We start from the raw sequence: 26998 nt of genomic DNA, 5'->3' as shown, positions 1-26998 counted from the left end.
ATGCGTTCACCACGGTTCCGAAGAGCGGCGACCGATGCGCGGCCGTATGGCACGCATCGATTCGACGTGTTCGGCCCCAAGGTTGGACGACGACTGACGTTATTTGGCCGACGCGTGTTTCAGCTTTGGCTGCGGCTGGAATCCAACCCACAAGTGGTGACCTATTGCGAGCGACCCTTGCTCGTGCCCGAAGCGAGAGGGACGCGGGCTGCGGACTTCTGGGTTCGCACGGACCAGGACGAGCAGTTGCATCTGGTCTTGCGATCTTCCGAGGCGACGCTCCTCGAGCGGGAAGGCAGTCTGTACCCAGCACTGGACGCGTGGAGTCAGGCGCACTCAATGACGGTGCGTACCATTTTCCCGAATGAACTCGACGATCCCGAGCCACTGTGCCAGAACAGACTCACGATGTTGAATTACCTGGCCGCTAACACGGTGCCGGCCCGGGACGAAATCTGCCGAGCCATCTCGATCGCGTGCATTCGTGGCCTGACGCTGGCCGAGTTGGAGCAACGGTTTGCATCGATTGATCCGGTGCTGGTGCGCACCGCCGCGTTCGCGCTGCTCTTGAAGGGGGGACTCGATTGCCCGACGATTGCTTCGCGACCGCTCGGTCCTGATAGCTGCTTGGTGACCAAATGAGAGCGATTGTCTTCGGGACGCTGCGCTTCGATCGTCGCTCCATTCCGGCTGAACTCGCTGATGTCAGCCAGTGGCCCTGTGCCGACGACAGCACACTGGATGAGCCGGCCCGACTTCTCTTTGCGCGTCGCGTACGGGCAATGACGCTGTTTGTCGACGGGACCACGGCTCTGCAGGCGATTGGTCGTGAGACCGGATTGCGGATCAACGATCTGTATCGGCTGTTCGAGCGGTGCATCACTCCTCACGAAGACGGTCGCATTTACGGCTGCCGGGCGCTGCTTCCCTGGCTGCATACCCGGCCATACGAACGGCGTGCGCACGTAACGATGTCCGGTACCGACGGCGCGAGCGGTGCTTTCGGTCAGCTGCTGCTCCGATATCCAGAAATCGCGCGCTGGATCGAGCGCAAGGTCGCCGCCCGTAGTCGGCGCGGGACCAAACTGGAAGAGGTCCACCGCCAGATCTGGCGTTTGCATGCAGGTTTTCTTGCACAGTGCCGACAGGCCGGCATACAGGCCCACGAATATCCGTTTAACCGGAAGCATCTCGGCGAGCGGTCTCTGGCAAATTACCTCCACAAGCTCGCAGGTCAGCAATTCGCATCGGCGGCTCGTGCCGCGGGCGCGGAGCAGGTCGGCCACGTTTGGCAAGCTGATGTGGGGGAGGTGCGCAGGACAGCGACGTATCCTTATGAGGTTGTGGAATTCGACGGACACAAGCTTGACGTTCGGTTGACGCTGCGTATCGACGATCCATTTGGCTTCGAGACTCTGCTCGTCATGCACCGGATCTGGGTACTGGTGCTGCTTGATGTGGCTAGCCGCGCGGTCATTGGCTACGCGCTCGCGCCGGGGCGCGAGTACAACCGTGATGACGTCGCGCAGGCACTGCAGGCAGCGTTGATGCCGCACGTTGCCCGTGAACCGAACATCCCCGCACTCCGTGTCAGGCCCGGTGGAGGGTTTCCCTCCGAGATCATTCCACGGGCGGCATGGGCATGTTGGAGTACGCTGCGCTTCGATGCGGCCAGGGCGCATTTCGCCAAGGCGACGCTCGAGCGCCTCACGACAGTCGTCGGCTGTGCGACTGACAACGGGCCGCTTGGCCAGAAGAATGAGCGTGCGTTCATCGAACGTTTCTTCGACCAACTGGCATCGCATTTTGCGCACCGGTTGCCGGCGACCACCGGACGCGATCCCCGCTCGGTCGAACGGGCGCTCAGCGATGTCGGCGGCGACACGTCGCTGATGATGACGCTCGATGAGCTTGAGGACGTGATCGACGTCGTGCTTGCGAATTACAACGGCGAACCGCACGCGGGCCTTGGCGGTCGATCACCGCTCGAGGCGATGCAGTTTCAGCTCGCCAGACGCGAGGGCCTGTTGCGGACGGTTCCCGAAGCGCGTCGCAGCACGCTCTGCCTGCTGCAGGAGGCCCGGATCGTGACCATTCGCGGCAACGTCAGCCGGGGCGTGCGGCCGCACGTGAACTTTGAGTACGTGCGCTATGACAGCCGGCTGTTATCTGGCATGACCGGGTTGATTGGTCAGCAGATACGAGTCTATTTCAACGTGAAGGATGTGCGTCATCTGCACGCTTTCTTCATGAACGGTGCCGAGCTTGGCGTGCTCACCGCGGCCCGTCCTTGGTGCTTCACGCCGCATTCGCTGCGCGTCCGGCAGGAGATCTTCGCCCTGATGCGTCAGCGCAAACTCACGTGGCGGGAGGGCGACGATCCGGTCGGCGCGTGGTTCGTCTGGAAAAAAGACCAGGCCCGGAAGCATGCTCGCGAGGCGAACGATCTTGCGCGGATGCTCACCGACCGGGCGAAGGCGCACGCCTCGCAGCCGCCGCAGCAGAGCACGGCCACGGTGGACAAAGAATCGCCGGCCGCACAGGATATTGTCAGGCCGCCGACACTGGCGCTCCCGAAAGGGGAGTCGACGCCATGGCTAACGAAGATCTTTACCTACTGAAGCCATGCTCGACACACTGAAACGCCCGGTCGACGTGTCTGAGCATCCGCTGCTCAGCCAGTCTTATATCGTGCCGACGCCAGCGATCGCCGCGATGTATGCGCGCATTCGGCAGTGCCTTCGCCGGGGCGTGACTGGTGCCGTGATCTACGGTCATACCCGCTGGGGCAAAACCTATGCAATCCGATACTGCGTGCGGCTCCTGCGGCACGAGCTGCCGCGTATCGTCGTGCTCACGCTGGGCATGCCGCAGAATCCCTCGCGATCGGAATCGCTATTCTTCGGGATGTTGCTCGATGTCGCCCAGCACGCCCGCCCGGACAGCGGCACTGCATTGCAGCGGCGCTTGCGGCTCTATCACAAACTCGCTGAGCTTGTGGCGCGCGTTTCCGGCAATACGCTGGTCATCTTTGTCGACGAAGCGCAGCGTCTGGAGCTGGAGCACTATGAGTGGCTGCGTGACGTGCAGGACGAGCTGGGCCGGCGCGGCATCCGGATGTTCGCGTTTCTCGTGGGTCAGCCTGGCATCCTGAATCGCCGGAGCGCATTCCGGCAGAACGTCGATACCTCGCAGATCGTCGCCCGTTTCATGATTGACGAGATGCGGTTTGCGGGCATGCAGCAGGCGGCGGATCTGAAGATGTCTCTCGCCGCGTACGACAGCTCCATCTTTCCGGAAGGTAGCGACTGGACCTACACACGCTTCTTTCTGCAGCGTGCGTACGATGCCGGTCTTCGGCTCGGCGCACAGCAGAAGGTTCTGTGGGAGGCGTTCGAAGCGGTGCATCGAATCGCGAGGTTCGACTTTCCGATGGAAATTCCGATGGAGTATCTGGCTCGCTCCGTTGAGATTGCGCTGACCCGCAACATGGAGCACGACTCGGTGCGATTTGAGCTGAGCCGCGCCTGCTGGGACGAGGCGGTCGAGGAATCCAGTTTCGTTGCTGCGCTTGAGGCATTGCGAATCATCTTCGTCGATGAGGCGGGGCCGCCGTGACACGGCGCTTCGATATCCTGCTGACAGACGGTGCGCCTCCGGTCCATGATCCGTGGTGTTGGCGAGACGACTGGCATGCTCCGGGAGAATCCGCATTCTCGCTGCTCGCGAAGTTTCAGCGGCTCAACGCGCTTTCCTGCTCAGCGCTCGCCGAGTCCTTTGCCAGCTTGCAGGGCCGGCGCGCACCGCCGCAGGATCTCGATCTTCGCGACGCGCGGCGCTTCGACCTGCTGCGCATGAGGGACATGTTGCGCCTGCGACTCGCCGACATCGCCGCGGCGTTCGTCATGCCTTCGGGCGCGATTCAGAGGATTTCGTCGCCGACGCTGCGGTGGTGCGTGCAATGTGCGCAGCAGGGTGTCCATCTGGCTGTATTTCAGTATCGCCGCGTTGACCAGTGTCCTGTGCATCGAGTACCGCTGGTCGAGCGCTGCGAACGGTGCGATAAACCCATTCCGTACCGGCTGCGGGCCGACTTGTTCAGGGCGCCGTTTAACTGTCCGTCGTGCGGGAATGCATGGTGGGTGCCCGCGCAGGGGCTGGATGACATTCGTGTAGGTCAACCTTATCGACGACGATTGGGAAAGCGTGCGAGGCATGTCCGGCTGACCGTTCAGGAGCCGACAGGATCGGAAGAAATCTGGTGCGCCACGGGCGGGCTGCCCTCAACGTCGGACGAACTGCCTCCGGTTTCGGAATATCAGTTGCCACTGCAAGAGATGTCCTGGGTCAGGTTTGGCACGGGCGGGCAGGCTGAGGCAGACGATCCATGGCCAGAAGTGGCGACGCAGGATAAGTTTTTCGGCGATCGCGACGCTCAGGCGCACGCGTGCTACAAGGCGGTGCGGCGACAGATCATGCGAATGTACGGTCGGAACCACCGGGCCTGCATTAAGAATGCCGCACGTCACCTGGCATGGTCGCTTTGCGGAAGCACTACGACATCGTGTTGTCCGGTTGCCTTGGCCTACCTGCGATGGCGCTGCAAGTGGGAGGGCGTAGGGATACCCCGCTCCCTGTTGCAACAACCCGTGCATGGGCCGCTCGGCCTGACAGTCTGGCTGTCGCTTCACGCGCCGATCGCACCACGAGCCTGGAGCAGGGAGGCGGCTCACTGGCTGACGTTGCACGCTTTGGCGCACGCCTGTATGGACAGCTTTTATACGTATCTGGAGGAGGCACAGGGCGCGAGGCGCGTGATTTGGCTCCCGTTTCCGGTGCACGATTTTCTCCGACGAGGAATTGTGATGCGTGGTGGGGCCTTACCAGAGGATCCACCGCAGCAGCTCTGCATCATGCCGGTCGACCCGAGATACGGCTATAGGTCACTGGCGTGGCAGCCTGGCACCGCCAAACATCGCCGTGAGCATCTTGAATACCTGGACCGCAATATCAGCTCAATAGGCCATGCGTTTGGTGTGCCGCCGCCGTGACCACGGCGATAGCGAAGCGATGTTGCCAACCTAATGAAGCGCATGCAGCAAGGCGCGAATATGGTTGCGAGGATTTTTCCTAGGTAAGTGTCAACTGGGCTTTGTTGCACAAATGGTCGCGGCCCGATGCTAGGCTTGCCGCATGACGCTCAAGAAGAAGACGCCGGTGCGCTACCGCACGACGAACTGGTCGCAGTACAACGCTGCGCTGAAGGCGCGGGGCTCGCTGGCGATCTGGCTTGACCCGGGCATGCAATGGCTGGCCGCGCCCAGCGGCAAACGGGGGCGTCAGCAGCATTATTCGGATGCCGCGATTCAATTCTGTCTGAGCGTCAAATATCTGTTCAACCTGCCTTTGCGCCAAGCGTTGGGTCTGGTGGAAAGCCTGCTCAAGCTGGCGGGGCTGAACTGGCCGGTGCCGGACTTCAGCACGGTATGCCGTCGCCAGCGCAACCTGCAAGCGCAACTGAGCTATCAGCCGCGGCACGGCGGACTGGATCTGCTGGTCGACAGTACGGGCGTGAAGTTCCTGGGCGAAGGCGAATGGAAGACCAGGAAACACGGCGCCGACTACCGCCGCCAGTGGCGTAAGGTGCGTCTGGCCGTCGATGCGAATACCCTGGAGATTCGTGGTATCGAGGTCACCAGCAATGCGGTGGGCGATGCCCCGATGCTGCCCGAGTTGCTCAAACAAATTCCGACCGACGAACCGATAACGAGTGTCAGCGGTGACGACGCCTACGACACCAAACTCTGCCACGCCGCCATCGCGGCGCCCAGGCGATTATCCCGCCTCGTCGCAACGCCCAATTCTGGAAACCGGGTCATGCCGGGGCAGCGGCCCGAAACGAGGCGCTGCGAGCCTGCCAATATCTCGGGCGCAGGCTGTGGAAGCGCTGGAGCGGATATCACCGCCGAAGCTTGGTGGAAACGAAAATGCACTGCTTCAAACGCCTGGGTGATCGCGTGGCTGCCCGCACATTTGAACGCCAAGTGGTCGAGTTGCAGATCCGTGCGGCGTTGCTCAACCGCTTCAGCCAGCTCGGCCGGCCGAATACGGTCGCTGCGGCCGCTATGGCATAAATCCGTCTGGGGTTTGGGGTATTTCGCCCCGAGCTGATTTACGCAACAGAGCCCGTCGGTGCCGCACGCTGATCGACGGTGGAAGTAATGAGACAATGCGCTGGTACACCCAAGAAAGGTACTCACCTAATATTTTGCGCGGCAGATAGTCAAATTCGGTGATCGATTCACCTCCCTCGGCGGGGTCGCGCACGAAGCGTTCGCCTACGCGCCGATAGCCGCTGGCGTGCGCCCATTGCACCAGCGATACGCCGCCATCGCCGCCGACGAGACTCAGCGGGGCGAACATGGTCACTTGTGACGCCACAGTGTTGATCAACAGATGATCCGGCTGGCTAGCCGGGTCCGAGCCCTGTCCGCAGTCGCCCGGATCGACGATGTGGATTTCGAGCCGTACCGACATGGGTAGGCGATGTGTGTGTTCCAGTGCAAGTCTTCGCTGCGCGTGCGTGGTGTCGGCAACGAGCGAGTCCAGACGTTGAAACTAGAAGGATCGGTGCAGGCGGCCCTGTTCGACAGGGACGAGTCCGAGATGCCCGTCGATAGCGACACGCCCGATCTGAAGCAGCTGCAGGGACCAGATATCCGCTGATACCGACTGCGACAGGCTGATCCGTATCGAGGCCACCGCCGCCCGGTTGAAGCCGGTGGCCGCGTTGATCGTGCCACCGAGTTGCGTATCGAGCGCGGACGTCGGGTCCAATGCGCCAGATGTTGTCGTAGTGCCGGTCAGTGCGACGCAAACCGCGCAAACACGGTTGAATAGGTCTGCTTCGCAAATCCGGTTTCGGTCGAGTGGTCGAGGTAGTTCAATCCGATACAGATGATCTTGTTGGGCCGTCCGAACGGCGGCAGTATGCGTACCGCATCGAGATCGACCGGCGTTCCACTCGCGAGACTCGCGGCCACTTCGGCAAGATCGGCGCCCTGCGCCAGCAGCGAATCCATATCGCCGGGATAAGCCGTGTCCTCGGCGGTCAGCCCGAACCATTGCTCCCTGCGCTCCACAGCGATGCCGCGGTGCCCATCCTTTTTGTAGACTGCAATCGCATCGCACACTCCTTGCTCGACGTCCATGAAGGCGTCTATTACAGCTTCAATGTCTTATTCTGTTGGACCACCGCGGGAAGCGGCGGTGGTCTCTCCTTCATTACGTTGCCGTCGCCCATGTACAGCTAGCTCGCGTACATCCAAACAGCCATCATTTGCGCACTGCCATAACCCCCGCATCCACATTCCAGATGGCACCGGTTACCCACGAGGTCTTGTCCGAAAGAAGGAAGACGATCGTGTTTGCAACGTCTTCGGGCGTACCAACGCGTCCGAGCGGATGAAACGACTCCAGCGCTTTCATCGCACCGGCAATGTCTTCCTTCGCCATGAAGCCTTCATAAATCGACGTCTGTACGATCGCCGGCGAGACAGCATTCACTCGGATACCCGCATCGGCAAGTTCAATCGCGAGATTGCGCGTGAGCGCGTGCAGACCTGCTTTTGCCATGGAATACGCCGATGCCGCGGAGTCGCCCAGCGCTACCTGGGCTCCGATCGACCCGACGTTCACGATAGCGCCTTGGAGCTTCGCAGCGAGCATGTTCCTGACCACGTCCCGCGTAATGAAGAAAGTGGCACGATTGAGCGACAGGTACATGTCGTAATCAGATTCTTCGTGGTCGATGAAGGCCTTCGGAGCAAAGATGCCCGCAGAATTCACCAGAAGCGAAATATCTTTGTGATTCGCGTTGATCTCCGAGCGAATGGCGTTCATGCCTTCCTCTGTCATGAGGTTCGCCGCAATCACGGAGACCGGACCGAGCCCGCTCAGTTCGGCACGGACCGCTTCAGCTTTGTCTTTCCTGTTTCCCGTCAAGACGACGCTACCGCCGCTTTTCAGCACTTGTTTGGCCGTTGCGAGCCCGATACCGCTGGTGCCACCGACGACAAGAAGTTTCTTACCGGAAAAATCGTTCATTTTGGCGTCCTTAATTTAAATGTCTGGATCAGTCCCGCGTGCGCGGCCGCGCCAACGCGGACATTACTCGTCTTGCCGCGTCCATGAATCAGCTCGCCTCGCGGAGAACGCAGAACGCGGCCGGTATCGCAAGTACCTCCGCTGGTTAGCCTTCGCGGACTTCGAGAGTCGAGACCATGCGGATCGCCTTCGAGAAATTCGCGAGGTTGACCGAAGTTTTCGTCACGACCCGGTGCAACTCCTCGACACGCTCGCGCGAAGCGTCCGTGTGCAGGCGAACGACATAGCTCACTTCGTCGTATCCCGGGTTCACGCTCTCGTCGAGCCCGAGGAAACCGCGCAAGTCCAGCTCACCATCGGTCTCGATTTCCAGACTGTGGACAGTGATGCCCATCGCGGCGGCGTTGACCACGTATCCGACCGTCAAACAAGCGTTGAGCGCGGCCATGAGCAGCTCTTGCGGATTAGGCGCGCTATTCGTGCCCAAAAGCTGGGTGGGTTCGTCCGCTGCGATTTCGAAATGCCGCTGGTGAGTCACCCCGCCCAGCTCATAGCGGCTGACAGTCGCCACGGAACGCGTCTGGTGTTCCCATTTCGTCTTGACGTTGAAGCGCGCGTTTCGCTTCGTGGGGTCCGTGGCGACTTCTTGCGCGAATTGCTGCAAAGCCGGCACATCGATTCCGTTCGGGTGGGTAGTCATCTGCTGGTCCTCCTAGGAGCGCTCTCGCGCAGGGAAAAGTTCAAACACGCGGCAAGCCTACCATCTAGTTGGTAGCGTCACAAGGGCATTTCTCGTCCTTGTAGTCGTGACGCTCCTTCGAGATTGATCGGACGAATTTGCCGCGCTGCCCGCTCAATGAAAAAATGCACGAGGTCGGTTAGTGCAATTGGGGACACGTTCCTCTACCATCTGCTTGCGGGGCGTCCCTGCAAGGTTGGCCCGCTGCGAAGACGAGATGCGCCGTTATGCTTGACAAAAAACCAACTAGTAGGTAGACTGCGCTTGCAGTGATTCGCTGGGTTCGTTCAATTGAAGATGGCAGTGTGCCGGAGGATGCATGGCAGTAGGTACGCGCGACGCGTTGGTTCAAGCTGCAGAAGGCCTGATGCGCTCGAGGGGTTATGCCGCCTTCAGTTATGCGGATCTGGCCGAAACCGTTGGCATCCGGAAGGCAAGCATTCACCATCACTTCCCGACGAAGGAAGATCTGGGCGTTGCGATTGTGGAAGCCTATGTCGCGAGAGTGGTGGAAGCGTTCGAGCGAATCGACCGCGAGAATGAGGACTTCTGGGGCCGCTTGAACGGTTTTTTCGATACCTTTCGCGCCAGCAGTGATGGAAGCCTGCTCCCGCTCTGCGGTGCGCTTGCCGCCGAGATGGCTGCTTTGCCGCCCGAACTGCAGAAGCTCACGCACCGGTTTTTCGAGCTGCAACTGCGCTGGCTGACCAGGGTCATCGACAAGGGCATCAGCGACGGCGAGATCCCCGCCGGTGTGGGGAGCTGCCAGAAGGCGTATCAGGTATTGAGCGTTCTAGAGGGAGCCAGCTTTGTCGAGTGGGCCATGAAGAACGGCGAAACGCTCGACCGCGGCATCATTCGACTCATCGTCTCCGCAGCATAAAAAGGGGATCGCTTCCCCAAACGATTCATCGTTGCACCCAGCGCCAGAGCCGTTTTCCGCGTGAACATGGCTCTTTTATTTGAGTATTTACCCTACCAACTAGTTGGTTGTTATTTGGAGAAAACCATGGAAAACTGGACTGAAACAATCGGCGCCGTCACCCGTCGCGTGCATGAACTCGCACGGTACACCCCGGACACGCTCAAAGGCGTTGGTTTGCTCGGTGCCGCCGGCGCCAAGACAAATCATCTCGACGCAAAGACGCGAGAGCTGATTGCGTTGGCAGTCGCTGTCACAACACGCTGCGACGGCTGCATCGCTTTTCACGCGGCAGAAGCCAACAAGCTCGGTGTGACGAAGGAAGAAGTTGCAGAAGCACTTGGTGTCGCCATCAATCTCAATGCCGGCGCCGCTGTGGTCTATAGCACTCATGTGCTCGACGCGCTGGACCATCTCGGTCGCGAGTAAATGTCCTACCCGGCGCTACCGCTGCGAGCGGAGCGCCACTAGGCAGCAATTTCTAGCTGAGGATGAAACATGAAGCGGGTCAATGTAGAAGTGTGGTCGGACTTTGTCTGCCCCTGGTGCTGGATCGCAAAACGACGCCTGGAAAAAGCGATAGAAGGCGTGACGCAGCACGTCGACGTGGTCGTGACACACAAGTCCTACCGTCTTGCGCGAGGCATGGTTCCGACTGGCTTTACAGACGCGCTTTATGCCAAGTTCGGAAACCCGACAGCAGCGCAAAGAATGATGGATGCGGTGTGCTCGGCCGGAGCCCAGGAAGGTCTGAACTACCGATTCGAGACCATGCGCTTTGGCGATACGAGCGACGCGCACCTACTCGTCAAAAGTGTCCAAACGCCCGAAGACAAACAACGGATGATCGAAGCGATCTACCGGGCCGCGACGACCGACGGGATTGACATCTTCGATAGAGCCGCGCTCATCGACCTTGCGAAGAGCATCGGCATTTCTGCTGCGTCGCTCTCCTTCGACGATCGCGAGATGGTGTCCGAAATCGCGCGAGATGAAGCAGAGGCAAATCGAATCGCAAATGGCGTTCCGTTGTTTGTCTTCAACAACCGAACGTACCTCTCGGGCGCACGTGAAGTCGCCGTGTTCGAAAAAGCGTTGTTCGACTCCGCCGAGAACGTACCGGACGAAGGCGAAGACACCGGAGGCATGAGCTGCAGCATTGACGGGTGCGCTCACTAGGCAGGCAGCCCCCCATTCACAAGGTATCGATTCTTTCCGGACTGACCGAAATGCGCGTGAAGCAGATTCCCGGCTGTTAGATAGCCATCCGTTTCATTTCGCATTTAACCCGACACTCACCAGCGCCCTGGCGCACCTACATTTTGAGCAACATGATGAGTAAATTGTTTACGCCCTACGATCTCTCCGGGACGCAGCTCGCCAACCGCGTCGTCATGGCACCGATGACGCGTACGCGTACGCCCGATAACATTCCCAACGATCTCACCGCGCTCTACTACGCGCAGCGTGCTTCCGCCGGCTTGATCATCACCGAAGGTCTTCCGGTGTCCGAAGAGGGCCGCGGCTATCTGTATACGCCGGGTCTGTACACCGACGAGCAGACGGAAGGATGGCGGAAGGTCACCGACGCCGTGCACAAAAAGGGCGGAAAAATCTTTGCCCAGCTCTGGCACGTTGGTCGGCTGTCCCACGTTTCCATCCAGCCTGGCAATGCGGCTCCGGTGTCGTCGGGCGAAGTGCCGGCGACCACGACCATGGTCTACGCGTGGGTAGAACCCGGCAAGGAGGGCCCGGTCCTTCCGAGTGTGCCGCGTGCGCTGACCACGGACGAAGTGCAACGTGTCACTCAGGACTTCGTTGCATCCGCGCGTCGGGCGATGGACGCAGGCTTCGACGGCGTGGAAGTGATGGCGGCCAATGCCTTCCTGTTCGACCAGTTCCTGAGCAGCGCGCTGAACACCCGCACCGACCAATATGGCGGTTCCATCGCTAATCGTCAGCGCTTTTTGCTGGAGACGATCGACGCCCTGGCAGACGCCATTGGCGGTGAAAAGGTGGGCGTGCGGGTCTCGCCGTTCGGGCGCATCTACGATATGGAGGCCTTCGAAGGGGAAGCGGATGCGTGGGCGAGCATGGCCTCGGCCTTGAACGAACGGAAGCTGGCGTTCGTGCACCTGAACTATCAGACGACCATTTCGGCAGCAGGTACTCCGGATGGCTTTGGTGCGGCCTTTCGCAAGGCCTACCAAGGCACGCTGATCGGCGCCGGCGGCTTCACGCAGGAGCTCGCCGAAGCCGAACTGGCGAAGGGAGAACTTGACCTGATCGCGTTCGGCACGGCCTTCATTTCCAATCCCGATTTGGTGGAGCGGATGAAGAACGGTTGGCCGCTCACGGAGCCCGATCGGTCGACCTTCTATGGCGTCATTGGTGCCAAGGGCTACACCGATTATCCGACTTTCGAGCAGGAACCCGCGTAATCGGACTGAAATGCCGACGCATCATTCCGGTCCCCGACATGAACGCGAGATGAGGTACGGCGGGCTCGGACTGCTTGCATGGGAAGTCTCCGAATCAACTTTTTCAAGTCGTTCGAAGTGCTTCACATCGGCATTTAATAGCATCAGAAGATCTGGCGAAACTTGGCCGGCCGACCGTGATCCGGGCCGGTCGACGCGTCGCCTCAGGTTGCATGCCACATTCAGACTCCCCATCGACGTCAATGCAGGCCTTCGAAACTGTTGCGCGTCATGGGACCGAAAAGTCAAGCGGATATGCCGTCGTCCGTCGGTGCGATAGACCAACAGCTGCATCGCGCGAGGCTCGTTGAATGCTTGATTTCGTACATGGAGAATCCAGTATGGGCTATAACTTTGATCGCTCGATCTCCCGCCGCAACACAAATGCAATGGCGGAGGAAGGTTTCGCGAATTATCTGTTCGGAGCGGATGCACCTGCACTTGCACTCGAGATGCCGAGAGAAGAGCTGATATCGATGTGGGTCGCCGACATGCAATTCGCCGCCCCCGATGCCGCCATCGATGCCATTACCGAGCGCCTCAAACATCCCATCTTCGGCTACACGGCGGACCTGGACGAGCAGCTCTATCAGGCTTTCCACTCCTGGTGTGCGCAACGATACGGTTGGCAATTCGCCCGCGAGGAAATGCAGGTCTCACTCGGCGTCATACCAGCCCTCTTCGCGCTTGTAGAGTACGTGTGCCGCCCCGGCGACAAAGTGCTTAGTTTGACGCCGGCCTATGGATACTTCAAACACGCGGCGCTGCAGCGCGGCCGCGAGTTCGTGACGTCGCGCATGCTCGCATCCGAAGATGGCCAGTACACGATCGACTTCGACGACTTCGAAGCGAAAGTTAGTGATCCGGCAGTGAAGCTCTTTTTCCTGTGCCACCCTCATAATCCGACCGGCCGAATCTGGACAAACGACGAACTGCGTCGCATGGGCGAACTCTGTATCGCAAACGGTGTGAAGATTGTTTCCGACGAGATCCATTGCGACCTGCTGAGAACGGGCAATGCACACACGCCTTTGGCGAAACTGTTCCCGGGCAGTCCCAACATCATCACGTGCATGGCCGTTAGCAAGACGTTCAATCTCGCTGGAATGATGATCGCAACCGTCATCATCCCGGACCCGGAATTGCGCTCGGAGTGGAAACGCCGCCACTACCCGTTCGTGAACCCGCTCAGTCTCGCCGCCGCCATCGGCGCGTATCGCGATGGCGCTCCGTGGTTGGATGCGCTGCGGCTGTATCTGGACGAGAACTTCGCCTTGACTCAACGCTTTCTGAGCGATCACTTGCCAAAAGCAAAATTTCGCGTTCCGGAAGCGACCTATCTGGCGTGGATCGACATTGGGGCCTATTTCGACGGTTCGGTCAACCTCACGCGATTCTTCCTTGAGAAGGCGGGCGTCATCCTGGAGGGCGGAGAAATGTTCGTTGAGAACGGCGACCGCAGAGTGCGACTCAATCTTGCGTGTCCTCGGGCGCAGCTTCGGCTGTCCCTCGAACGAATCCGCGATGCAATTGTGAAGCAATACCATTGAATCAAGCAGACGTAAGGCAAGACAGCAGCATCAATTCAAACGAACCCAAGGAACACTTATGCCGCTCATTAATGTAAAAGTCATCGAAGGCGTTTTCTCCGCAGCCGACAAGGAAAAGATCATTTCTACCCTTACCGACGCCATGGTGTCGATCGAGGGCGAAAACATGCGGCCCGTTACCTGGGTTATCGTTGAAGAAGTAAAGAGCGGTGACTGGGGCATTGCCGGCAACGCACTAACAACCGAGAGGGTTAAGGCACTGGCCGCAGGCCAGTAACTGGCCGGCCCTGAACGGGCTCCAGCGGCAGTGAAGCGACCATCGCTTACGCCGTTGGAGCCCTTTTTCATTGCTTCCACGGCATGCTACCTATAACGCGCAGCCAGCGCGATTGATCGAGTGGGCCAGGTCACCGGATAGGCATTTCCTGCGCGGCGCCGAGTTAGACGATTCTGTGCCGGCATTGCCGAAGGCACCCGAACGCCCATTCGACGTACCGCATTGATGCAGTGGCACCCAGTCTACCGGGTTCGTCTAAGAAGCGGTTTCATAAAGGATGTTGAATTCGCTGAAGAGTGTTCCAGCAGATCAAACAACACGCTATGGCATAAATCCGTCTGGGGTTTGGGGTAGTTTCGCCCCGAGCTGATTTACGTAACAAAGCCGTTGGGATTTGGGCAGGCCCTTACCTGGACATAGCTGGTCATCGCTGGCTCACGGGCGTTAGTCATGCTTTATAAAGAGCGTCGATGATACCGCGCGAAACTACCCGCCACGGGAGCAACATCCGGCTGGCTCGCAGTTCCTCTACGTACTGTTCTTCCTCGGGGTAGGCGGCTGGGCTACCAGTCGATGCGGTGTTTCTGCTCTGTTTCCTGATGCCGATCGTCGTCGTCTGCATGCAGATACAGGCTCGTCGTGGTGAGCGATGCGTGTCCAAGGTTGTCGCGGATCATGCGCAGGTCAACGTCGCCGTCGGCCATGTGGGAACCCGCACTGTGGCGCAGCCAGTGCGCGGACGCCCGCTCGAGCTGAGCCGCGCGCGCGGCATAGTCCTCGCCGCGCAGGCGCAGCTTTTCCGCAGCGCCCGCGAAGATGCCCTTAACGATCGTGTGAAGCGCCGCGCGCGTGAGCGGCTTCATGGACTTGCCAAGCGGCAGCACCAGCGGAGTGTGTTCGCGTGGGGCCGGCAGGACCGGCAGACCGCGCTCGCGCCGGTAGCGTCCGAGTTCGACCATCATCTCGGCGGAGGCGGGCACCAGGCGCTCCTTTTCACCCTTGCCGGTAATTTCGAGCCACCAGCGCTCGTGCCCGTCGGCATCGCGCCGGCAGAAAAAGTCGCCCATCGTGTTCGTACCGACCTCCGTGATCCGCAGGCCGCCCAGGTAGAGCAGGGTGAACAGCCACCGCGCGCGCCAGTAGCGTTCGCGTTCGCGGTCTGTCACGCGCGGCAGGCTGTCGATGTAGACCTTGACCTCCTGCCAGAGATCGCGCTCGAGAAAGCGCGTCACGCGCGGCGCGGCACGCCGTGCCCGCTGGCGTGAGAGCGAGAGTGGGTTGCCGGCGAGGTAGCCGGCCTCGACGAGCCAGGCGAACAGGGCGTTGACGATCACGATGGCCTGACGCTGGCTGGTGGGGGCGAGCGGACCGTGGAACGGCCGCCACCGCGGATCGTGACGCGGGAACTTGCGGCCGCTGGCGACCCAGCGCCCGCGCGGTTGCGGATCGGCGAGAAAGCGCTGATACGCGAGCAGGTCCTCGTGCGTGAGCGACGACAGCGGCTTGCCGATCTCGACGAGTGACCACAGCAGCAGGCGCTCGGCTTCCTTGCGGTAGTTCTCGAAGGTGGTTTTCGTCTCGACGACGCGCGCGAGCCACGCGCGGATCGCGCTCAGATCGTCGTTGGCTGTGATCTGTCGCCGGCCCGGAGCGCGGTTGATGCCGTCCCGGCCATCCAGTGCGGCGGGAATTTCGAGTGCATCGAGTGGCCGTGGTGCGATCAGGGCAATCTGCATGGCGCGAGTATGACGTTGGGTGAGACGCGGCGATTTTCGCATGTCCATGCCGACATTTCAACATTATACGGATAATGTCAAAAGTATGGGAAGGTAGCAAAGAAAGACAACGTTATACGTTGTATTATTTACCAATATCTTTCCCGAAAAAGCTCACCATGGATCCGTCCACCGTCCACGAGGCGCAGTTGCAGGTCGAAATCGATCAGTTGCGCGCGCAGTTTCCGAATACACAAGAGCTGTATCGCGAGGTCTGCGTGCTGCTGTTCTTCCGCCACGGCATCACACCGACCGCGAACCGGCTCTACCAGCTGGTCCGGAAGGGCAGCATGAGCGCGCCGGCCGAGGCACTGGCGAAGTTCTGGGCAACCCTGCGCGAAAAAAGCCGCGTGCGGATTGAGCACGCCGACCTGCCCGAGGATCTGCAGGGCGCCGCCGGCGAGCTTGTGGCCGCACTGTGGCAGCGTGCCGCGTCGGCGGCCGAAGCGTCGCTCGCCGCACTGCGCGACGAGGTGGAGGAAGCGCGACTTGCCGCGGAGGCTTCGGTCGCGACGCTACGGGGCGATCTCGAGCGCACGGAAGCCGCCCTCGAGCAACGCTCGAGCGCTCTGCTCGCGTCGCAGGTTCAGGTGAGCGAGCTCGAACAGGCACTGGCCGCTGCCGGCGCGACACGCAGCGCGCTGGAAGGCGAAATTGCGCGTCTGCAGCAGGACGGCCGTGAGCGCGAGTCTGCACTCGCACAGACTCGCGCTGACTTCGCGGCTGAACTCGACAAGGTGCGTGCGAGCGCCGAACTGGCAGAAACGCGTCTGCAGGCGGCGGAGAAACGTGCGCTGCTTGAGATCGAGCGCGAGCGCAGCGTGGCTTCACGGCTTCAGCGTGACCTTGAAAGCGCGCAGCAACGCATAATGCGCGACGGCGAGCGCGCACAGGGGGAAATCCAGGCCCTGCAGGCGAAACTGGGTGACCTGCGCCATCATGCGGGCGTACTGGAGGGGCGACTGGTGGCCCTGCAGGCGAGCCATGATGCGCAGACCCAGACAATCGGCGCGCTGCGACAGAAGTCGGCCAGTGCGACGGGCCGCACACCGGAGCGCCGCAAGCCACGCCGTGCCGCCGCCGGCGCGGTGAAGTCCCTGCGCGGTGCCCGCAAAGGAGCCGCCGGGACATGAGAACCGTCAAACGACCGCGGCGCCGGTCGGTCCGTCCGGAGATCGGCGCGTTGATGCGTTACGGCGTGCGTGTTGTGCGCGTGGTGGCGGAGGCGCGTGGTCAGCGCGTGATCATCGAGTCGGTCAACGAGGACGGGAGACTTTTCCGGAGCGCGGTGAAATGGGGCAATCTTTCAACACTCACCACGCAGTTGTTCTGATTGCACGATGGCCGGCTGGTACAAGTTTTACTTCCGCAACAGAACAACTTTTACTTCGTCGGACGTCGGCGGACCGATAGAGCCAGCACGAAGGGCGTCCAGCAGGCAGCCCCAATAGTCTGCGCCGCCGCAGATCGCCATCGGCTGGAGCGATGGCGTCGATCACGTGCCATCCAACGTCGTCGGACCAGGTCAGGCACGCGCCCCGGCTGGCCGCCCACATCGTGTCTCGACGCACCTGTCGGCGGGCCGCATCGGTCGCCTGACGCGTCGCTTTGTCGACATGGTTGGCTGCTGCCCAGTTCGCCTGACTTGAGGAGACGAAGGCAAGCCCGGCGGGCGTCACGCGCGCAAGCCAAGCGCTGTCGCGCCAGGACGTGATGGATGCGGTGGCCGACCAGTCGGCCACACCGGATCGCGCAGTAGCCATCGCGCGCGCTTGCGCGTCGCGCCAAGCGGCACCGAGGCTCACGCGCGCGGCATGGCAAGCGAGCCAGTGTCGGGCGTCGGCCTCGACATCCGCCGCGCCTCGGATTAGGCAATCGGCTGCCACCGGCTCGACGAAATTCGCTCTAACCCCCTCCGGCGGCGGCCGATCGGGCCAGCGCCGCTGTTCGATGCCGGACTCGGTCGCACGGCCCCAGAGCAACTCGACAAAGGCTTGACGCGCGCGACGGCTACGGGCCACCTGCTCCGCAATCATCAGCGAGTCGCAGGCGTCGATGAAACCAGCGACCCAACGCATGCTGCCAGGTGAGAGATGTCGTCGGACAAGGCGGGCCAGCGCTCGGTAAACCGTGATGGCGGGCGTCGTCGGCCAATACGATGTCCGCTCGTTGTGTCGCGCGACGGTTTCCCACGAAAGGGGGCGACGCAACGGTACGACGGAAACCCGAGTGCCGTACGCTACTGCCGCGGCTCGGATCGAGGGAATCGTCCGGAAACACGCGGGAAACGGCACGCCCAGCGTGTCGGCAGCGGCGGCAAGCCATGCGATGCTGTCGGCCGTCGGTTGACGCAAGGCCTCCTCCAGTCGAGCGGGGCGGATCAGACTCGACATCGCGTCCAGCCAAGCGGCAACTGGATCGAGACAACGGGTCGCGGCCGGCGTCAGCACGGGGTGGCGGCAAGTGTCGTGGGTAAAAAAGTGCAGTCGACCGCATCGGCAACTGCCTGCCGTCCCGTAGTCGGTCAGCGAGCGCAACCTCGCAGGAAATGGCGCGCCGCAGTGGCAGCGATCGACGAGGGGCATGCCGCGAATCGGGCACGTATCGAGCAGCGAGATGGAAAACAGCGCGGCATGGTAGCCAGCCGCTAGGCAAGCCAGGCACAGGCGCGGCCGCGGCACGACGAGCGCGCAATCCAGCCAAGGTGGGAGCGCACCGAGGGACGACCACTGAAAGGCCGTCGGCGACTCGCCAAGTGCGAGCGCGAATGCTGGCGTATTCCTAACCGGCCATCGAAGCCAATATGAATACTACGCGATCCGATTTTTCATGTTCTGTTGCTGACTCGTCGGTTGTGCACCTCAGGTGCTACGAACCCATCGGCTGAATCGGCACGCCGATAGTGAGCTATGCGAGTCGACAGAACAGTGTAGCCACGAAGTGCGCCGTCCGGACTTGGCGCAATCCGATGCGGGCCCCTCCATTTAAGCTGAAGTTGCACGCAACCCTGCGGTGGCCGAGTTTCCTGGCGCGTCGTGACTTGCGATAACTCCGCTTATCAGGGACGAGACCGGGAATCTTGACACCTACGCTGATACCAAAATTTGGTATATGATGGGACGGTCATGAGGAGGGCGCGATGTCACGCAATACATCAATCTCGCTGGGGGATCACTTGAGCCAGTTTGTGGACACCCAGGTCGCCTCCGGGCGGTACGGCTCGGCCAGCGACGTGGTGCGGGCGGGGTTGCGCCTGCTTGAGACGCAGGAAACGGAACTTCGTGTCCTGCAGGAAGCCTTGAAGGCCGGCGAGGCCTCGGGCATGCCGGAGGCCTTTGATGGACCGACGTTCTTTGCCCGAATGCGGGCCAAGCATGCCGGTTAAGTCGCGTAGGGTACGGCTGACGCCGCTGGCCGAGACCGATCTCGAGGGCATCTGGCGCTACACTGTTGAACGCTGGTCGCTCGAACAGGCCGAGCGCTACGTGGGCGAGCTGGTCGCTGCGTTCGAGCGGCTGGCCGGCAGTCAGGGCTTGGGGCGGCCGAGCCGTGCGGGCGCCGGCTATCGACGCTACCCAGTCGGGTCACACGTGGTGTTCTATCGCGAAACGCCAGACACCTTGGACGTGATTCGGGTGCTGCATCAACGGATGGATGTCGATCGGCACCTGTAGCGGCCGCAGCCACGCCAGAAGTGACGAACAGTTCAGACCCCTGTAGAATCGTGTCGCCGGAGTTCGCGAGATCGCTATCGTGGCGTGAAGCGTCCGGCAGCCGGCAAGCAGGTGCACCTTCCCGGCAAACCTGTGGAGAACGGTCAATGTTTATCGACCGCGAAGAAGCGAAGCGCGAAGAAGCGTGGAGCCGAGCCTGGCGCGATGCCGCTAGGGCACTGGGTGTTGACGTCGACACCGGCGATAGGAACGTTCTCGACCTCATTTGGGAAGAGGCGGAAAAGGACATGAACGCGCAGCGGATACCGCTGCCGAAGTTTGCGTCCGTAAGCGAGACTGCGTAGTCCGAGCAGCGAGAACCCGGCTTTGCCGGGTTTTTTTGTACGCGCCGTCAATGCCACTAATTCCGCTTATCGGCATTGCGTTTAATTATTTAAATTGCCGAAAGGCCGAATTACGTCTCGGAAGAGCAGAGATAACCCGAGTATTTGAGTGAGCGCGAGCGCAGCACAGCGAAGGTGAACGTCTTATTCGCGCACTTCTTTTTGAAGATGTGCTCCGATGAGGCCGCCGCCAAAATGGTGGCTCACAGCGATACAGGTCGCCATGAGGCTGCTGTCTTCGATTCGTTGCATTGACCCGAGCCCGCCTGCCAGGAGCGGGAGCTTTCGCAATAATGGGAGAGTATGGACGGCGAGCAAACTTGGAATCCGCTGGATCTCGCGCAGGAGCAATCCGAACTGGCGGTCAGCCTGTTTCCCTGGCGCCGCAGTCACGCAGCGGTGATCGCAGTCGCCGGCGCGGGTGTTCGGTGATGCGCCGGCGGCGGGCAGCAGCTGCGCAACTTGGACACCGCCAGTGGGCGCCGTTTGCGCATTGGGTCGCGCCCTACCCGCCGGGATGAAACACGCATTAATCGCAGAGCAAAACGCGGTCTTCGATGCGCTGTGCCATTGCTATCGCGCGCCGACGATCGAACTCGTCGCCAATCTAGAGGCGACCAGCCGGATGCGCTCTCCTGTGAGTATGTAGTCGCAGGAGCCGGTCATAGACGAGAGGTCGCTGCTGGTCGTCTCTCATCAGAATCTTTCGGGCGAAGGCGCTTTGGAGGCCGGGTGCGAACTCGGCTGGCCGTGGTTCGACGGACTACGCGGCCGCGCTGTAGGAGCACGTCCGGGGATGCGACGGCGCGGGAGCGAACGCTCACCACGCCCACAGCTCGACAAACGGGGCAGGAACATTGCGCCGGCCGCGTGGTATGGCACCATGTTTGCGAAAAGCGAGGAAGGTGGAGGATATGCGGTATATTGGCTGCGGCCCATAGGCAACCGTTGAATCAAAGTTACGCAGATGGCATCTGACAAGAATTCTATTTTAAGCGTATTGCCATCAACTCAGGTAGATGGCCCACAAGCCGGCATGCCATTTTTGGGTGTGGAGCGATACGCTGAGTTTAGCGATCTCATTCTGAAACAAACGGAGGCATTTCTCCGTGATACCGCATCTCGCAATGACGCGCTGCTCGACGGAGCGGCCGGAAGAGCGGTGGAATCGTTAGTCGATCGTGAGACGCGAACTCGGCACGGGATATTCTTTTCCGGACATGCGCTGGCCGGCAAGGTCGCGAGTTGTTTGCGCGACCAAATCGATGCCGGATACGCAGTGTATGACCCAACATGCGGCGCTGGGGACCTGCTAATTCAGGCGGCAAAGCTGATGCCGATCGGAGCGAGCGTGCATGACACCTTGCAGGACTGGGGCACGCGTCTGTACGGTACAGATTTGCATGAGGTCTTTGTCGAGACGGCAAAGCGCAGGCTGGTCTTGCTTGCTTTGTATCGGCACGAGTCTGGATTGGAGTCCGATAGTCTTTTCCTCGATTGGGGGGAATATTTTCCGGGCATCCGGACAGGGGACTTCCTGTCTGCGGCTCGCTCGTCTCGGCGGCCATGTTGTTACCTAATGAACCCGCCGTTTGTCTCGGAAGTCGCCCCGAGCTGGGTGACCTGGTCATCTGGCCGAATACAGATGGCGGGCGCATTCCTGGAACTCGCCATCAAGAATGCTCGCCCAGGCGAGCAGATTTCAGCCATCCTGCCAGATGTACTGAGATCCGGGACGCGCTACGGCCGATGGCGTGCTGCAATTGCGGCCCAGGCCGAGATTCATCAGGTTGAGTTGCATGGGCGCTTTGATCCGGCAACTGACGTTGATGTATTTGTGCTGCACCTTACCAAGTGCGAGGGCGCCAAACGCGAGCGAGCGGAGTGGCCTGCAACTAGGTGTGCGGTAACTTCCGAGGGCGTATCGCTTTCGGATTTGGCAACCGTCACAGTTGGAGCGGTGGTTCCACATCGACATAAGAATCGGGGGCCTTGGCGGTCCTATCTGGACGTCAACAATGCCCCCGCCTTTGGCGAAACAGATGTGCGTCTGAAGCGGCGTTTCCCGGGGACGGTCGTTATGCCACCGTTTGTCGTCGTTAGGCGAACTTCAAACCCTTCGGACCGCGACCGACTAATTACCACGGTGATCTCGGGCAAGGAACCGGTTGCGGTTGAAAATCACCTGATCGTTATCAAGCCGCATGTTATCTCACTTGCAGAGTGCAGACGCATCGCACGAGCGTTGGTGGATCCTGTTACCCGGCGATGGATCGATGTCACTATCCGTTGCCGCCATCTGACGACGACGGCACTCAAGAAAATGCCGATACCCACGGGGAAAGTATGACTTCAGCTCATTTCCGGTTTTCTCCAAGAATATTGGTCAGACTGGGGGAGGAGCTTAACCAGTCTGCGGACCAGAGTATTCTCGAATTGGTCAAGAATGCATATGACGCGGACGCTAAGCGGTGCAGCATCCTAATCGAAGGTACGTCCGACGTGGGAGGGAAGGTAATAGTCGCGGACGACGGCGACGGAATGAGCGCCGAAGATATTCGAGACGGATGGCTTGTGCTAGGGAAGTCTTCGAAGTCGAGCCAGACCGTCACCGGGTCCGGTCGATTTCCAGCGGGTAGCAAGGGCTTGGGGCGCTTGTCAGCCTTGCGCCTCGGGCACAAGGTTGAGCTTGTGTCCATTGTGCGAGGTAACTCCCGTCGACTTAATCGACTCAATATCGACTGGCACGCATTCGAGAATGCGAGAACGGTCGACGAGGTGGATCTGACCATTGACATCGAAAAGAATGACCGAGGGGGCCATGGCACAAAAATCGAGCTTCAAGAGCTCCGGATGCCTTTGCGTGAGCATGAACTACGCAGGCTCGCACGGTCACTTCTGCTGCTGACAGATCCCTTTGACGAGCGCAGCGGCGATTTTGTTGTGACACTGAGTGCCCCCGAGTTTGCAGAGATCGAGAATCTTCTCAAGAATAAGTATTTCGATGATGCAGAGTATCATCTTGTGGCGGGCGTTGATGAGCACGGTTATGCGACTGCAAAATTGCAGGACTGGAAGGGCAATACCCTGGCACAAGCGGAGCACGCGGATCTGCAACGTGGAGACGGGGAGCAGCGGTACCTGTGCCCTCCTGCGGCGTTTGACTTCTGGATATTCCTACTTGGTCGAGAGGCATTCAATGCGCGCGCCGCTGCACTGGGAGAAATTCGTGCATGGCTGAATGCCTTTGGTGGCGTCCATATCTACGAAAATGGCATCCGTGTTGCGCCGTACGGGAATGCGGGTGACGATTGGCTTGGCTTGAATCTCGCTCGTGCGCGTAGCCCAGAAGAGCGGCCTAGCACGAATACGTCGATTGGTCGGATGAAGGTGAGTAACTCCGGCCCTTTTCAGTTGAGGCAGAAAACTGATCGATCTGGGTATATCGAGGATTCGCATTTTCAATCACTGGAGCGGTTCGCAGCCGACTGCCTGGAATGGCTTGCGAAGTGGCGTCTTGCGCAAGCGGAAAAAAGGCGTAGGAGAGAGAAAGACGAAGTGCCGAAGGCCCTGCTCCAGGAGCGCGTCCGAGTGGAAGACGCCATCGCGATGGCGCCCGAGAGCGTGCGCTCTTCTCTGCAGCAGGCCTTTTCTGGCTACGAGCGCTCGCGGGATCGGGAGGCGGAGATCTTGAGGAAGGATATCCAATTGTATCGAACGCTGAGTACGGCGGGGATTGTTGCCGCAACGTTCGCACACGAATCACATGGAAATCCGATCAAAGTCCTTGATCTCGGCATGTCTACCTTGCACCGACGAATTCGAAAACTGGTTAGCGTTGAGAAGCAGGAAGAGTTGCTCACGCTACTGACCCGAATGGAGAAGTCGATTAGGGCGTTGGCAACGCTAGGTACGGCCACGTTGAATCTAGTCAAGGCAAGCAAGCGGCGATCAGCGAAAATTGACATCCATCAGACGCTGCATGGTGTCATTGGCTTGTTTGCGCCATTTACGACGGGCCGCGATACGGAAGTGATCGAGAGTTTTTGTAGTGATTCGCCATACTTACGTGCCAGTGAAGCGGCCCTGGAATCGATAATTGCTAATCTTATGAATAATTCACTTAATGCATTCAGACGACATTCTGGGCCGGAGCGAATAATCGAGGTTCGAACGGAGATAGACGGTGACGTTTGTCATATTCACGTACTGGACAATGGTCCAGGTATCCGCGACATTAAAGTCAGAGAAATCTGGCTGCCGGGCATCACGACCGAGCCGGATGGCACCGGACTCGGTTTGACGATCGTCAGGGATACAGTTAAGGATCTGGGTGGCCAAGTTTCTGCCATTGCGAACGGGGAGCGTGGGGGCGCCCATATTACAATCAGTCTACCAATACTGGGGGCCAAATAATGAGCTTGCAAATCCTGGAGAGCACCGTTGACCGGGTGATGTTGATTGATGATGATGAGGCGGTTAGGCAGATGTATCGCTATCCAGTGGAGGACCTCGACCTGATCCCGGAGGAGGTCAGCGGTCCGATTCGACAGGTCGACGAGTTCCTCGGTACTCTGCGTGCGGGCCATGATGCGGTTGTCTGTGATTATCACCTCACCATGAAAAACTATTCGCCCGTAGACGGCGATGTAATTGTCGCCAAGCTTTACCGGAGGTGTATGCCCGCCATACTGTGCTCACGGTATTCTGCGGTGGCCGAGAAGGTTAGGGCACTCCGACGTTTCATCCCGGTTATTCTGGAGCCACAGCAACTGTCGGATGAGTCAGTGCGCGAGGGGTTTGCCACATGCCTCAAAGAATTCAGCGGAAACTTTTCCGGGGAGCGCCGACCGTGGCGCACGCTGGTCCGTGTCGAAAGGTGTGTTCGGTTCAATAATGAAACGCTGAGCTTGGGTGTCGTTGTTCCCGGCTGGAATCCCCACGTGGCAATTACATGCGATGTGGCTCGGCAGGATAGTGTGGTCTTCGATGTTATCGAGAGGACGCTCGACCACGGCGATATTTTCAGGGGCTATGCACAGGTAAACCTCGGTTGCGACCGAGAGCAAGATCTGTACATCACTGAATGGTCAGTTGAGTAAAAAGAAAAGTGGACCGTCGATCGGAAAATGAAACATAGCCTGACAATAGTGGATGTTTCGCACGGTAACTGTGCGATCCTAGAGGACGGGGATAAGGTAGTGGTGTTTGATGCGGCCTCAGGTGCCAGCCTGCTGCAATATCTCGAAAAGGAGAATATTTCGACGGTCGACGCCGTTTTTATTTCTCACTCGGATGAGGATCATATTTCGGGACTGGTCGCTCTGCTTGCCTCGGGTAGCATTGACGTTACCGAGGTGCATCTAAACCCAGATGCAGCGAAGAACAGTCGGATCTGGGGGGATCTTGTCAAACTGCTGGATCAAGCGCATTGCTCGGGAAAGACGAAGGTTTTCACGAGCATCGTATCCGGGCGCGTGGAAACAGAGACCCTCGAGAGAAGTACTGTCGAAATACTATCGCCGTCACGTAGTCTCGCATTGAAAGGGGCGGGGTCGCGAGACGAGGACGAACGGAAAATCACCTCAAACTCTATGAGCGCTGTGTTCAGGATATTGTGGGAAGGGCATCCTACCGTTTTACTCTGTGGCGACATGGATCAAGTAACGCTCAAAGATATTGTGAGACACAGCTGCGATTTGTCCTGCGACTTCCTTGTATTTCCACATCACGGGGGGAATCCGGGAACATCCGGAGACGTGGCGTTGCTCCGTTTTATTGAATTACTCTGTAACTCGGCAAAGGCAAAAACAATCCTCTTTTCAAACGGACGGGGAAAGCATGATAACCCTAGGCCAGACGTAATTGCGGGGGTCAGGCGACTCACGGCCGGGGTCGAGATCATGTGCACCCAGTTGTCACAACGGTGCTCAGCTGACGCTCCGAGAGCGATTGGGCACCTTAGTGAGCGGTTCTCTGCAGGCGCTGAGAAGAATGCATGTTGTTCTGGCTCGGTCACAATCGATCTTTCTGCTTCACAGATAGATCGCCCTGCGAGAACCGCACACTTGAATTTTGTGCGCAATCTTCCCTCGCCACTCTGCATACCTGCAGTACCGAGATTGCCTGGGTCCTAACGAAGATCTTGCCAGCTGGCATTTTCGTTCGCCCGTTGTCCGTCGTCTCCGCACTCGGACGTCGTAGCGCGAACTGAAGATAGCGACGAGTCGGCTTCCGATTCGGCCTACTCGTCCTTTTCGTGCAAATTCTGGCAGTTTCGCCGCAAAGCCTTCCGTAGCAACGCCTTGCGGTCGATTCTGACTATCGTCGGTAAGCGACCAGCCAGCCCGTCTTGACGAGCGAGTTGAGGCGGCGTAAGCGTGTATCGAGCACCGTCTTGACGGGGACCGAATACCTGCGACAGTTACTTGTTCAGGACATGGCAATACCATGAATGCGCCATTAACTCGTCCGGGCGTAGATAGCGTGCAAAGGTGTGTCTGTCTCGCGAGGCAAGCTCTGCGTCATGTGTTTCGTCGGGATGGCTCCATTCAGATTCACAGTCTTCGCAGAGCGCAAAGACCCCCGAACTTTTCGATTTTGCGGCTACCGTCGAGCAAAACAATAACGTCACTCCAGAATCCTTGTGGATCAAGGCATCAGGCCCGCAAATTGACGACTTTATTGACGGTCCCATCAAAATAATGTCTTCAACTCGCCTACTTCCGCATTAAATTTGTCAACTCGCGTAGTGGACCAAGCGTTCCAGCGGGAACGTCCTGATTTTTAGACCGATTCCCAGCGCACCGCATGTCCGGTGGAAGCGATGAGTTCAGACGGACGCTCTCTGCCTCAGGCGCAGTCACGTATGGTAGAAAAGTGATGTTGCGGGACATTCGGGCCGACGGCGTCCGGCTCCTCCCGGCCGAGGCTGTGTAAAAACGTGTGCCGGGGCCGGCCAATGGAGAAAGCGACCCGCCAGAATGCTCTGTATCGGCCTCGCGGCACTTCGGGAAGGGTAAAGCGGCACCCGAAAAACGGGTAATTTCGCGTTTTGACACGGCCTCGGCCACAACCCGCCGTTCACATGGA

The 26998-nt window shown here is 59.7% G+C and carries 27 protein-coding genes and 1 pseudogene; 22 read left to right on the top strand and 6 right to left on the bottom strand.

Annotated features, from left to right (window positions below; genetic code table 11):
• From DCN14_RS37575 to DCN14_RS37555, 5 genes and pseudogenes are all read left to right on the top strand, one after another.
• Positions 1-642, top strand: a complete 642-nt coding sequence (locus DCN14_RS37575; RefSeq protein ID WP_059896638.1) for a hypothetical protein — start codon at positions 1-3, stop codon at positions 640-642.
• On the top strand, positions 639-2621 hold the full coding sequence (locus tag DCN14_RS37570) for a hypothetical protein (RefSeq protein ID WP_059896529.1): 1983 nt from the start codon (positions 639-641) through the stop codon (positions 2619-2621). Before DCN14_RS37575 ends, DCN14_RS37570 begins: the two co-directional genes overlap by 4 nt.
• Positions 2622-2625: 4 nt before the next feature.
• Positions 2626-3618 carry an ATP-binding protein gene (locus tag DCN14_RS37565; RefSeq protein WP_059896528.1) on the top strand — a complete coding sequence of 331 codons (993 nt, stop codon included), beginning with the start codon at positions 2626-2628 and terminating at the stop codon, positions 3616-3618.
• The gene (locus DCN14_RS37560; protein WP_081064199.1) at positions 3615-5051 is read left to right on the top strand and encodes a TniQ family protein; all 1437 of its coding nucleotides are present in this window, start codon (positions 3615-3617) and stop codon (positions 5049-5051) included. Before DCN14_RS37565 ends, DCN14_RS37560 begins: the two co-directional genes overlap by 4 nt.
• Before the next feature lie 142 nt (positions 5052-5193).
• Positions 5194-6134: pseudogene (locus tag DCN14_RS37555) on the top strand (IS5 family transposase).
• Here DCN14_RS37555 and DCN14_RS37550 read toward each other — a convergent pair.
• Positions 6124-6537 (bottom strand): FAD/NAD(P)-binding protein, encoded by a 414-nt coding sequence (locus DCN14_RS37550; RefSeq protein ID WP_081064198.1) that lies wholly within the window; start codon positions 6535-6537, stop codon positions 6124-6126. The pseudogene DCN14_RS37555 and the gene DCN14_RS37550 sit on opposite strands and share 11 nt — an antisense overlap.
• Before the next feature lie 15 nt (positions 6538-6552).
• Here DCN14_RS37550 and DCN14_RS37545 point away from each other — a divergent pair, with 15 nt between their 5' ends.
• Positions 6553-6726 carry a hypothetical protein gene (locus DCN14_RS37545; RefSeq protein ID WP_226103009.1) on the top strand — a complete coding sequence of 58 codons (174 nt, stop codon included), beginning with the start codon at positions 6553-6555 and terminating at the stop codon, positions 6724-6726.
• Between the two features lie 137 nt (positions 6727-6863).
• Here the strand turns inward: DCN14_RS37545 and DCN14_RS37540 are convergent, their stop codons facing one another.
• The 3 genes from DCN14_RS37540 to DCN14_RS37530 form a co-directional block, all read right to left on the bottom strand.
• The gene (locus DCN14_RS37540) at positions 6864-7211 is read right to left on the bottom strand and encodes a hypothetical protein (protein ID WP_226103008.1); all 348 of its coding nucleotides are present in this window, start codon (positions 7209-7211) and stop codon (positions 6864-6866) included.
• Between the two features lie 124 nt (positions 7212-7335).
• A complete protein-coding gene (locus DCN14_RS37535) occupies positions 7336-8106 on the bottom strand; it encodes an SDR family oxidoreductase (protein WP_047902692.1) in 771 nt (256 codons plus the stop codon).
• Positions 8107-8251: 145 nt separating this feature from the next.
• Entirely contained in the window at positions 8252-8806 is a 555-nt protein-coding gene (locus DCN14_RS37530; RefSeq protein ID WP_059896524.1) for an OsmC family protein, read from the bottom strand.
• Positions 8807-9164: 358 nt separating this feature from the next.
• Between DCN14_RS37530 and DCN14_RS37525 the strand changes: the two genes are divergently transcribed.
• The 6 genes from DCN14_RS37525 to DCN14_RS37500 all read left to right on the top strand — a co-directional run bounded on the left by DCN14_RS37525 (position 9165) and on the right by DCN14_RS37500 (position 14074).
• Positions 9165-9728, top strand: coding sequence for a TetR/AcrR family transcriptional regulator (locus DCN14_RS37525; protein ID WP_011695171.1), 564 nt, complete (start codon positions 9165-9167; stop codon positions 9726-9728).
• Positions 9729-9854: 126 nt separating this feature from the next.
• On the top strand, positions 9855-10196 hold the full coding sequence (locus tag DCN14_RS37520) for a carboxymuconolactone decarboxylase family protein (RefSeq protein ID WP_011548518.1): 342 nt from the start codon (positions 9855-9857) through the stop codon (positions 10194-10196).
• A gap of 69 nt (positions 10197-10265) precedes the next feature.
• Positions 10266-10946: a DsbA family oxidoreductase gene (locus DCN14_RS37515; RefSeq protein ID WP_059896520.1), complete on the top strand. Its 681-nt coding sequence runs from the start codon at positions 10266-10268 to the stop codon at positions 10944-10946.
• A 155-nt stretch (positions 10947-11101) separates the two neighbouring features.
• Positions 11102-12208 (top strand): alkene reductase, encoded by a 1107-nt coding sequence (locus DCN14_RS37510; RefSeq protein ID WP_172441919.1) that lies wholly within the window; start codon positions 11102-11104, stop codon positions 12206-12208.
• 380 nt (positions 12209-12588) lie between these two features.
• Positions 12589-13797 (top strand): PatB family C-S lyase, encoded by a 1209-nt coding sequence (locus tag DCN14_RS37505; protein ID WP_059896517.1) that lies wholly within the window; start codon positions 12589-12591, stop codon positions 13795-13797.
• Positions 13798-13855: 58 nt separating this feature from the next.
• The gene (locus tag DCN14_RS37500; protein ID WP_059896515.1) at positions 13856-14074 is read left to right on the top strand and encodes a 4-oxalocrotonate tautomerase family protein; all 219 of its coding nucleotides are present in this window, start codon (positions 13856-13858) and stop codon (positions 14072-14074) included.
• Between the two features lie 563 nt (positions 14075-14637).
• Here DCN14_RS37500 and DCN14_RS37495 read toward each other — a convergent pair.
• On the bottom strand, positions 14638-15810 hold the full coding sequence (locus DCN14_RS37495) for a tyrosine-type recombinase/integrase (RefSeq protein WP_059896513.1): 1173 nt from the start codon (positions 15808-15810) through the stop codon (positions 14638-14640).
• 158 nt (positions 15811-15968) lie between these two features.
• Between DCN14_RS37495 and DCN14_RS37490 the strand changes: the two genes are divergently transcribed.
• Together DCN14_RS37490 and DCN14_RS38340 are read left to right on the top strand one after the other, a co-directional pair.
• On the top strand, positions 15969-16982 hold the full coding sequence (locus DCN14_RS37490; protein ID WP_059889259.1) for a DNA-binding protein: 1014 nt from the start codon (positions 15969-15971) through the stop codon (positions 16980-16982).
• Positions 16979-17182, top strand: coding sequence for a hypothetical protein (locus tag DCN14_RS38340; protein ID WP_059889261.1), 204 nt, complete (start codon positions 16979-16981; stop codon positions 17180-17182). The genes DCN14_RS37490 and DCN14_RS38340 overlap by 4 nt, the downstream gene beginning before the upstream one ends.
• Here DCN14_RS38340 and DCN14_RS38530 read toward each other — a convergent pair.
• A complete protein-coding gene (locus tag DCN14_RS38530) occupies positions 17163-18242 on the bottom strand; it encodes a hypothetical protein (RefSeq protein WP_205212627.1) in 1080 nt (359 codons plus the stop codon). The genes DCN14_RS38340 and DCN14_RS38530 overlap by 20 nt on opposite strands.
• A 746-nt stretch (positions 18243-18988) precedes the next feature.
• On the opposite strand from DCN14_RS38530, the gene DCN14_RS37480 reads away from it, so the two are divergent.
• The 8 genes from DCN14_RS37480 (at position 18989) to DCN14_RS37455 (ending at position 26043) form a co-directional block, all read left to right on the top strand.
• On the top strand, positions 18989-19234 hold the full coding sequence (locus tag DCN14_RS37480; protein WP_059889264.1) for a type II toxin-antitoxin system ParD family antitoxin: 246 nt from the start codon (positions 18989-18991) through the stop codon (positions 19232-19234).
• Positions 19224-19523 carry a type II toxin-antitoxin system RelE/ParE family toxin gene (locus DCN14_RS37475; RefSeq protein ID WP_059889265.1) on the top strand — a complete coding sequence of 100 codons (300 nt, stop codon included), beginning with the start codon at positions 19224-19226 and terminating at the stop codon, positions 19521-19523. Before DCN14_RS37480 ends, DCN14_RS37475 begins: the two co-directional genes overlap by 11 nt.
• Positions 19524-19669: 146 nt before the next feature.
• Entirely contained in the window at positions 19670-19867 is a 198-nt protein-coding gene (locus DCN14_RS37470; RefSeq protein WP_059889267.1) for a hypothetical protein, read from the top strand.
• Between the two features lie 342 nt (positions 19868-20209).
• Entirely contained in the window at positions 20210-20338 is a 129-nt protein-coding gene (locus DCN14_RS39090; RefSeq protein WP_258179664.1) for a hypothetical protein, read from the top strand.
• A gap of 535 nt (positions 20339-20873) precedes the next feature.
• Entirely contained in the window at positions 20874-22256 is a 1383-nt protein-coding gene (locus DCN14_RS38335; RefSeq protein ID WP_143331247.1) for a type I restriction-modification system subunit M, read from the top strand.
• The gene (locus DCN14_RS37465) at positions 22175-24322 is read left to right on the top strand and encodes an ATP-binding protein (protein ID WP_096506410.1); all 2148 of its coding nucleotides are present in this window, start codon (positions 22175-22177) and stop codon (positions 24320-24322) included. Before DCN14_RS38335 ends, DCN14_RS37465 begins: the two co-directional genes overlap by 82 nt.
• Entirely contained in the window at positions 24322-25008 is a 687-nt protein-coding gene (locus DCN14_RS37460) for a response regulator (protein ID WP_096506409.1), read from the top strand. Before DCN14_RS37465 ends, DCN14_RS37460 begins: the two co-directional genes overlap by 1 nt.
• A 27-nt stretch (positions 25009-25035) precedes the next feature.
• Positions 25036-26043, top strand: a complete 1008-nt coding sequence (locus DCN14_RS37455; RefSeq protein WP_096506408.1) for an MBL fold metallo-hydrolase — start codon at positions 25036-25038, stop codon at positions 26041-26043.
• The last annotated feature ends 955 nt before the right edge of the window (positions 26044-26998 follow it).

The sequence above is a fragment of the Burkholderia sp. IDO3 genome (genome assembly GCF_003366075.1).
GTDB lineage: Bacteria > Pseudomonadota > Gammaproteobacteria > Burkholderiales > Burkholderiaceae > Burkholderia > Burkholderia anthina.
Note: the sequence above shows the minus strand (reverse complement) of the source record. Positions and strands in the feature narration are given on the sequence as shown.

What these genes read in the sequence shown, in the direction of transcription:
- DCN14_RS37495 (WP_059896513.1), bottom strand. Translation starts at nt 15,810, where the DNA reads ATGCAGATTGCCCTGATCGCACCACGGCCACTCGATGCACTCGAAATT.
- DCN14_RS37500 (WP_059896515.1), top strand. Translation starts at nt 13,856, where the DNA reads ATGCCGCTCATTAATGTAAAAGTCATCGAAGGCGTTTTCTCCGCAGCC.
- DCN14_RS37515 (WP_059896520.1), top strand. Translation starts at nt 10,266, where the DNA reads ATGAAGCGGGTCAATGTAGAAGTGTGGTCGGACTTTGTCTGCCCCTGG.
- DCN14_RS37520 (WP_011548518.1), top strand. Translation starts at nt 9,855, where the DNA reads ATGGAAAACTGGACTGAAACAATCGGCGCCGTCACCCGTCGCGTGCAT.
- DCN14_RS39090 (WP_258179664.1), top strand. Translation starts at nt 20,210, where the DNA reads ATGGACGGCGAGCAAACTTGGAATCCGCTGGATCTCGCGCAGGAGCAA.
- DCN14_RS37465 (WP_096506410.1), top strand. Translation starts at nt 22,175, where the DNA reads ATGGATCGATGTCACTATCCGTTGCCGCCATCTGACGACGACGGCACT.
- DCN14_RS38530 (WP_205212627.1), bottom strand. Translation starts at nt 18,242, where the DNA reads ATGTCGAGTCTGATCCGCCCCGCTCGACTGGAGGAGGCCTTGCGTCAA.
- DCN14_RS37475 (WP_059889265.1), top strand. Translation starts at nt 19,224, where the DNA reads ATGCCGGTTAAGTCGCGTAGGGTACGGCTGACGCCGCTGGCCGAGACC.
- DCN14_RS37550 (WP_081064198.1), bottom strand. Translation starts at nt 6,537, where the DNA reads ATGTCGGTACGGCTCGAAATCCACATCGTCGATCCGGGCGACTGCGGA.
- DCN14_RS37575 (WP_059896638.1), top strand. Translation starts at nt 1, where the DNA reads ATGCGTTCACCACGGTTCCGAAGAGCGGCGACCGATGCGCGGCCGTAT.
- DCN14_RS38340 (WP_059889261.1), top strand. Translation starts at nt 16,979, where the DNA reads ATGAGAACCGTCAAACGACCGCGGCGCCGGTCGGTCCGTCCGGAGATC.
- DCN14_RS37530 (WP_059896524.1), bottom strand. Translation starts at nt 8,806, where the DNA reads ATGACTACCCACCCGAACGGAATCGATGTGCCGGCTTTGCAGCAATTC.
- DCN14_RS37510 (WP_172441919.1), top strand. Translation starts at nt 11,102, where the DNA reads ATGAGTAAATTGTTTACGCCCTACGATCTCTCCGGGACGCAGCTCGCC.
- DCN14_RS37535 (WP_047902692.1), bottom strand. Translation starts at nt 8,106, where the DNA reads ATGAACGATTTTTCCGGTAAGAAACTTCTTGTCGTCGGTGGCACCAGC.
- DCN14_RS37570 (WP_059896529.1), top strand. Translation starts at nt 639, where the DNA reads ATGAGAGCGATTGTCTTCGGGACGCTGCGCTTCGATCGTCGCTCCATT.
- DCN14_RS37470 (WP_059889267.1), top strand. Translation starts at nt 19,670, where the DNA reads ATGTTTATCGACCGCGAAGAAGCGAAGCGCGAAGAAGCGTGGAGCCGA.
- DCN14_RS37505 (WP_059896517.1), top strand. Translation starts at nt 12,589, where the DNA reads ATGGGCTATAACTTTGATCGCTCGATCTCCCGCCGCAACACAAATGCA.
- DCN14_RS37490 (WP_059889259.1), top strand. Translation starts at nt 15,969, where the DNA reads ATGGATCCGTCCACCGTCCACGAGGCGCAGTTGCAGGTCGAAATCGAT.
- DCN14_RS37460 (WP_096506409.1), top strand. Translation starts at nt 24,322, where the DNA reads ATGAGCTTGCAAATCCTGGAGAGCACCGTTGACCGGGTGATGTTGATT.
- DCN14_RS37480 (WP_059889264.1), top strand. Translation starts at nt 18,989, where the DNA reads ATGTCACGCAATACATCAATCTCGCTGGGGGATCACTTGAGCCAGTTT.
- DCN14_RS37540 (WP_226103008.1), bottom strand. Translation starts at nt 7,211, where the DNA reads ATGGACGTCGAGCAAGGAGTGTGCGATGCGATTGCAGTCTACAAAAAG.
- DCN14_RS37455 (WP_096506408.1), top strand. Translation starts at nt 25,036, where the DNA reads ATGAAACATAGCCTGACAATAGTGGATGTTTCGCACGGTAACTGTGCG.
- DCN14_RS37525 (WP_011695171.1), top strand. Translation starts at nt 9,165, where the DNA reads ATGGCAGTAGGTACGCGCGACGCGTTGGTTCAAGCTGCAGAAGGCCTG.
- DCN14_RS37565 (WP_059896528.1), top strand. Translation starts at nt 2,626, where the DNA reads ATGCTCGACACACTGAAACGCCCGGTCGACGTGTCTGAGCATCCGCTG.
- DCN14_RS38335 (WP_143331247.1), top strand. Translation starts at nt 20,874, where the DNA reads ATGGCATCTGACAAGAATTCTATTTTAAGCGTATTGCCATCAACTCAG.